The organism is Tannerella forsythia, from assembly GCF_003860135.1.
In the GTDB taxonomy this organism is placed as follows: Bacteria; Bacteroidota; Bacteroidia; order Bacteroidales; family Tannerellaceae; genus Tannerella; species Tannerella forsythia_A.
Window position 1 is genome coordinate 34,795 of the sequence record NZ_RQYN01000036.1, and the last position, 7,140, is coordinate 41,934.

General features: G+C 50.1%; 4 protein-coding genes and 1 riboswitch. All 4 genes read left to right on the forward strand.

Going from position 1 to position 7,140, the window contains the following annotated elements:
- The first annotated feature begins 87 nt into the window (after positions 1 to 87).
- The 4 genes from EII41_RS09525 (at position 88) to EII41_RS09540 (ending at position 6,896) form a co-directional block, all read left to right on the forward strand.
- Positions 88 to 1,551 carry a PepSY-associated TM helix domain-containing protein gene (locus tag EII41_RS09525; protein WP_124790401.1) on the forward strand — a complete coding sequence of 488 codons (1,464 nt, stop codon included), beginning with the start codon at positions 88 to 90 and terminating at the stop codon, positions 1,549 to 1,551.
- A gap of 131 nt (positions 1,552 to 1,682) precedes the next feature.
- Positions 1,683 to 2,618 carry a sirohydrochlorin cobaltochelatase gene (locus EII41_RS09530; RefSeq protein WP_185711885.1) on the forward strand — a complete coding sequence of 312 codons (936 nt, stop codon included), beginning with the start codon at positions 1,683 to 1,685 and terminating at the stop codon, positions 2,616 to 2,618.
- 6 nt (positions 2,619 to 2,624) lie between these two features.
- Positions 2,625 to 2,810, forward strand: a riboswitch (cobalamin riboswitch).
- 159 nt (positions 2,811 to 2,969) lie between these two features.
- Positions 2,970 to 5,306: a TonB-dependent receptor gene (locus tag EII41_RS09535; RefSeq protein WP_411292591.1), complete on the forward strand. Its 2,337-nt coding sequence runs from the start codon at positions 2,970 to 2,972 to the stop codon at positions 5,304 to 5,306.
- A 117-nt stretch (positions 5,307 to 5,423) separates the two neighbouring features.
- Positions 5,424 to 6,896, forward strand: a complete 1,473-nt coding sequence (locus tag EII41_RS09540; protein ID WP_124790404.1) for a PepSY domain-containing protein — start codon at positions 5,424 to 5,426, stop codon at positions 6,894 to 6,896.
- Positions 6,897 to 7,140 lie beyond the last annotated feature (244 nt).

Genomic DNA, 7,140 nt, shown 5'->3' on the forward strand with positions numbered 1-7,140 from the left:
ATCAAAGAGGCAACGTATTCTTTACACGCTACTTTGACTACTTTGACTACTTTAACTACTTTGACTACTTAATAAAACTGTATCGAAATGAAGAAGGTAAAGGCGTTTTTCTTTTCCGTTCACCGGATATTCGGGACAATAGTCTGCGTATTCTTTTTTATGTGGTTCGTGTCGGGGCTGGTATTGATTTACCATCCGTTCCCGAACGTGACCGGGCAACAGTTGCGCGAACGGATGGAGCCGTTGCCTTCTTCATTGCCCGATGTGGAGGCCGTGTTAGCGCGTCTGCCCGAGCCCGCCTCGAATGTCGAGGCGGTCAGTGTGCGTCAGTTTCAGGGGCAGACGCTCTTCACCATCGAGACGGAAGACAGCACTTATGTGCGTTGCGCCGACACGTTGCAGACAGTTAGGCCCGTTACGCGTGAAACGATCGACGCCGTCGCACGACGGTGGGTCGATGCCGAGCCTGTGCGTGTCGACACGTTGCATAAACGCGACATCTGGATCATGTACTCGCGCTACCTGAGCGAGATGCCGATCTGCAAATTTTATTACGACGATGCCGAGAAGCATGAGCTGTACATCGCTTCCCGCACGGGAGAAGTGTTGCAGTTTACCACCGCCCGTCAGCGGTTCTGGGCGTTTCTCGGAGCCATCCCGCATAAGTTTTACCTGCCTGTGCTTCGCCAACATACCGACGCATGGGTCTGGTCGCTCACCATTGGTGGGATTATTGCGCTCATTGCCGCTCTGTCCGGGTTATATGCGGGCATATACATTTTATATAAGCGTTACAAGTCACGCGGCAAATTCGGCAGTCCGTATAAGAAACACTGGTATAAGTGGCATCATATCAGCGGACTGATTTTCGGCGTTTTTCTTGTTACGTTCGCTTTCAGCGGCGCGATGGCTTTGCAGCGCATTCCGCAGTGGGTCATCAAGACGCATGGCGACTATCGCGTCAGCGACGCGAAGTTTCGGGGGCGTCCGCTTCCGGTCGAACGTTATGCGCTCGATTACCGCCTTCTCGCGAAGGCTTATCCCGAGCTGAAAACGGTTGAATGGTCGCATTTCCGCGATGTCCCCGTCTATGACGTGGAAACGGCCGATCGTACGGTCAGCATCGATGCTTCGGGCACTGACGTGAAAGAGTTGAACCTGACCGACAAGCAGATTGCAAAGGCTGTGCGCCATATTCACGGTGAAGAGTCGGCGCTTACGGTTTCGCTTATCGACACGTACGAAGAGTATTACCTCTCGCGAAGCGGTCGATTACCTTTGCCTGCGTATAAGGTGGAGGTCGATAATGCGGATCGCAGCCTCTATTATGTCGATCCGGCTACGGGCGAGTTTCGTTATTTGAACCGTGCTCGCAAAGCCAAAAAATGGGTGTTCAGCGGGTTGCACTACCTGAATATTCATTGGTTAGTGGAACGTCCGGTCTTGTGGACAATCGCTATTTGGACGTTGTGCCTTGGTGGAGCGTATGTGTCGCTGTCCGGTATCTGGCTGGGCATCAAATATCTTCGGCGAAAGATGAGGAGAATTTAATTGTTTATTGTCAAGGGTTGATGGTTAAGGCTTTGCTTTTTATTTTTCGTTCTTAACTATTAATTTTTCACTTTTCACTTTTAATTTTTCACTTTTCACTTTTAGTTTTTCACTTATAAATAAGAAAGATAATGAAAACGTATTTATTGATGGGTATGCTTATGGTAATGAGTATATGCAAGGCGCATGAGGGAAGGAACTTCGTTCATTCCGACATGCTGAAAACGATGTCGGAAAACGACAAGGCGGCGATCGTAATGGTTTATTTCGGTACGACGCACGATGACACACGCGCTCTGACGATCGATCGTTTGACGGCACAAGTGCAGGAAACGTTTCCCGATTTTAAGGTGCGCGAAGCGTATACGTCGCGCACGGTGATTCAACGTCTCGCCAAAAGAGACATTGCGAAAAAGACACCGCTCCAAGAGCTCGACTGGTTGAAAAGACACGGCTACACGCATGTGATCGTACAGCCTACGACGCTGATCGAAGGCGTTGAAATGGAAGCCTTGCGTCGCGAGGTAGCCGGCGTATCGGGCGATTTTAAGGATATCCGCGTAGGGACGCCGTTGTTGTACGCTCCCGATGACTACCGGACAGTAGCAGCCACGCTCGGCGGCTCCGAGTCGGAGAAGGGTCGGGCTGTCGTATGGGTCGGTCACGGAACGTATATGCCCGCCACGGCACAATATGCCATGCTGGGCGATGTGATGAAGGCCGAAGGAAACGAGCATCATTTCGTCGTGACGCTCGAAGGCTACCCGATGCTTTCCGATACCGAAGCGCGGATCAAGAAGAGCGGGGCCGAACGTGTGCTATTATGTCCGCTCATGTTCGTAGCCGGCGACCATGCGAAGAACGATATAGCCGGCGATATGAAAGAAGAACTTGAAGCCAAAGGCTATCAGGTAGAAACAATACTGAAAGGATTGGGAGAATATGACGGTATTCGTGCCGTATTTATCGATCATATCCGCTTCAGTCTGCATCATAAGATGACGGATATCGTAGAAAGAAAAAAGATCTATGCGACGCCCGGGTACGAATACCGGCACGACGAATAGAGAGCCTATAAAACCGTTTGTATCGGTGCAAGTAATTGCTTAAAAGGGAATCCGGTGTGAATCCGGAGCTGTCCCCGCAGCTGTAAGTTCCATGAGCAACGAAAACGAAGGATACCACTGGCACGCCATAAAGCCGGGAAGGTTCGTTTTCGGGAACAAGTCAGAAGACCTGCCGTACAAATAGATAACATCAGATAGCTTTCGGGTAGAAAAGCGAATGAGGAAAAAATGCGTCCGTAGCGTATGCCGGACCACACTTCATATTCTTCACCATTCGACGCCACACGCCGAAGCTATGCTATGCAGAATAAAAGAAAACAGTTATTTTAATAGTATTAGTTTTTTATGAGAATCAAAAGTATTACGTTATGTGCTGTGCTTTTCGGTGCGTTATGTACCGCGCAGGCACAGGACCAGAAAGGTTACACGAACTTTCAGGACACCACCTTTCATCTCGACGAAGTTTCGATAACGGGGGCTCAGCAAAAGAAAGTATCCGTGATGAAACTCGACGTGCCGGCGTCGTTTCTGCCGGTATCGACCAACAGCTTGCCTTCGAAGGTGCTCGAACACCGCGGTATCCGTAACATTCAGGACGCTGTGCGTTTCTTGCCCGGCGTACGTGTACAAACCTCGTACGGGGCGTTTCAACAGATTTCGATCCGTGGGTTCGACCACTCCATCGTGATGGTCGACGGGGTACGTGATGAACGTTCGTCGATCAACAACTCCTACCCGTTCATGGATCTCTCGTCGATCGAGAGCATCGAACTCCTCAAAGGGCCGGCATCGGTGCTTTACGGACAGTCGGCCGTGGGCGGTGTACTCAACATCGTCCGTAAGGCGCCTTCTGAAAAGCAAAAAGTCGATGCGCGCATCGCTTACGGAAGTTATTACAATCTGGAGACGACGCTCGGTTTCGGAGGCAAACTTGCAGGGCCGCTCAATTATTTCGCGAACTTCAATTATCAGACGCAGGAAGGCTGGCGCGATAATGCCATGAGACGTTTGTCGGGGTATGTAGCCTTGGGAGGCAAGCTGACCCAGGCCGATGAGCTGGATATCCGTATCGCTGCTCACCGCGATTATTATCCGACCGAAATCGGTCTCCCCGATGTGATGGCTGCCGATATTTACAACACGGCCGATAACTCGAAGTACCTCAGCAAAGGGGATATGTTGCCCGGGTTAGACCGAAAGGCCCGTTATAACAGCGAATCGGATTTTATGTATAACCGTAATTTCAACGCTTCGCTTATGTGGAAACATACGTTTAGCGATGCCGCCAAACTGATGAATAAGTTTTCGTACACGAACGACGATATCGACTATTTCGGTACCGAAGACCTGGCCTATCTGACGAGCGAAGAACCGATCTATTCCCACTATTATATGAAAGGAAAGAAGAAAGTATATATTTCGCTCGATTCGCTTCGTTATGATTTCCCGTTGCGCTTTTCGCACATGGCGCAGACATACAACAATCAGTTGGAGCTGAACGGAAAGTTTTCGACCGGAAACATGAAGCACAATTATCTGGCGGGATATTCGCTGATTGCCCTGATTCGTGATTCATACAGCGGTTATGACTTGGGAAAGAATGTCTATGGACCCGGTCTGACCGGACGAGGTACCGTTCGTAATCCGCACAGTATCGGCTGGATGGAAACCAATTTCGGTAAAGTCTCCGTTCAACGTACCCAAATGCACGGGTTCTACCTGCAAGACTTGGTTGAATTCAGCGATAAGCTGAAAGTGTTGCTCGCGGCACGTTACGACTTGTACAGCTATAAGCGCGTAGCCGGTGTGCCGACCATCAACGGGCAACGCAGCTACGAGATGCCGGCCGATACGCTTTTCAGTCGTGTAACGACCGGAGCGTTCACGTATCGTATCGGTGCCGTTTATTTGCCTGTCGAGCAGCTTTCGCTCTATGCTTCGATCGGTTCGTACTTCAAACCGATTGTCAGCTTTTATCGCGACGATGTACGCTACTTCGACCGTCACGGTAAAGAATTTTTCCCTACGAAAAACGGCAAAGTATTCGATCCCGAGCAGGGTTTCCAGATCGAAGCAGGCGCACGCTACACACTGGCCGAGAAGCTCGAAGCCAATGTCAGTCTGTTTTATATCAACAAAAACAATATCCAATATACGTTGGGAAACAAAGGCGATATCGTCAAAGGCGATACGTTGGGGAAAGCGATTTTGGGGCAGGTAGGCCGTATGGACTCGAAAGGATTTGATGTCGAGCTGACGTACAAGCCGATCGTCGGAATGTCGCTGACAGCCGGATACGGTTATACCGACGCGCGTGTGCGCGAGGTCGCCGACAATCCGTACCTCGAAAGCTACCGTCTGAAAGGAAAACAATATGCCCGCATTCCCAAACATACATTCTATATCTATGGAGACTATGAAGTGGCCGACGGGATATTGAAAGGTTGGGGAGCAAACTTCGACGTGACCTATCAGGATAAGGTCTTCCGTAATGCCGACAATACGACATCGTTCGATGCTTATTGGTTGGCTAATGCCGGCCTTTCGTACCAGATGAAGAATAACGTTCGTTTGGGATTGAATGTAAACAACTTGTTCGATCAGGATTATTTCAATCAGTCGCTCGGTAACCAGTTTGTGCCCAGCATGCCGCGTAACTTCTTACTTTCGGCTTCGTATTCGTTTTAAATGGACAACGTAAAACGCATAACCCATTCTTTACTCTGAAGAGAGGTGGCGGTATCGGAGTTTTCGGCACTGCCGCTTCTTCTTCTTTTGTTTCATTCATATCATAATTCAAACACCATGTTTTCACGTATCATGTTTACCATTCACCGGGTGCTGGGCACGTTGCTCAGCGTCCTGTTTCTCGTGTGGTTTGTGTCGGGCATCGTGATGATATATCACGGATTTCCGTCGGCCGATCGCGACGAGAAAGCGGCCAAATTGGAGCCGCTCGGTACCGATCTTCCATCAGTCGATGAGCTGGCGCGACGCTTGCCCGACACTTGTACGATCGACGGATTGTCGGTCAGCCGTTATCTCGGACAGACTGTCTACGAGATTCGCAGCGGCAAAGAAACGTTTCGTCTGCCGGCCGACAGCGCCGAGGAGCTGCCTGTCATCGACGGAGCATATATCGCTCGTGTAGCGGCGCTCTGGTGCAGTACTCCCGTCAGCCGGATCGATTCGCTTCGCGCCTTAGACCAGTGGATACCCTTCGGACGGTTGAAGGAAGAGTTCCCGATTTATAAGTTTCATTTTGCCGATGACAACGGCACCGAGCTGTACATCTCGTCGCGCAGCGGTGAGGTGTTGCAATATACGACACGCTCCGAACGACTCTGGGCGTGGGTCGGAGCGGTCCCTCACTGGGTTTACTTTACCTTGCTGAGGCAAGATCGCGAATTGTGGATCAAAACCGTTATTTGGCTTTCGGGTATCGGATCTATCATGGTCATAGCCGGTCTTTATGTAGGCATTTACGTCAGTGTGAAGTCGCGCCGGCGGAAAAAGAAATGGTTCCCGTATAAGAAGAAATGGTATTACTGGCATCATGTGACGGGGATCGTCTTCGGTCTCTTCGCGCTGACGTGGGCATTCAGCGGGATGATGTCACTCACCGATCCGCCCGAATGGCTCGTGAAGGAGCATCAAAAATATCCTGTTCGTCAGACGATGGAAGCTCTGGCTCCGTCTCCTACTGCTTATCCGTTCGATTACAAAGCGCTGATCAGTCAGTACGACGGACGTCTGACCGAGATACGCTGGTCACACTTTTTCGGCTTACCTACGTATGAAATCGTGCTCTCCGGAGCCGAACGGCTGACCATCGACGCTACGACCGCCCAACCACTTGCCTTGAAGGAAGCGCAGGCTACCGAGGCGGTGCGCAGGATTCACGGCGATGACGCCGTCATCCGCACCGAACAGCTTAATGAGTACGACACGTACTACCTTGATCGGAAACGTCGGTTGGAGCTGCCTGTCTGGAAAGTCAGCGTTGAGAACGCCGATGGAACATGCTACTATATTACTCCGTCCGACGGTCGTTTGCGCGAATATAACACGCGTCGTCGTACACGTTTCTGGATGTATTCCGCTCTGCATGCGCTGCGCTTCAAATTCTTGACAGAAAATCCCGTACTCTGGACGACGGTGATGTGGACACTGCTGCTTGGCGGCACATTCGTATCATTGAGTGGCGTGGTGCTGGGAGTAAAATATATCGTGCGTCTCTTTCGGCGTAAAGCAAGGCATACTGCCGGTCATAAGTAGCGCTGTGAAGACGCCAGTAAAAGAATTCGTTAATGAAAAGAAAGGCGGTGTGTCATAACGGGCAAACTGTTTCGTCGCTTGCGGAATGCGAGCTTGTTCACATACTTTAGTATGCTCCCTTGTTCTTATTCTTAATATATTGAATTTCAATAATTTTATATGCCTAAAGAGTCGTTCCTTATAAAATCAACTTATGCCACAAAATATATTTTATGCTTCCGAAAAAACCAACCGAAAATAAAAT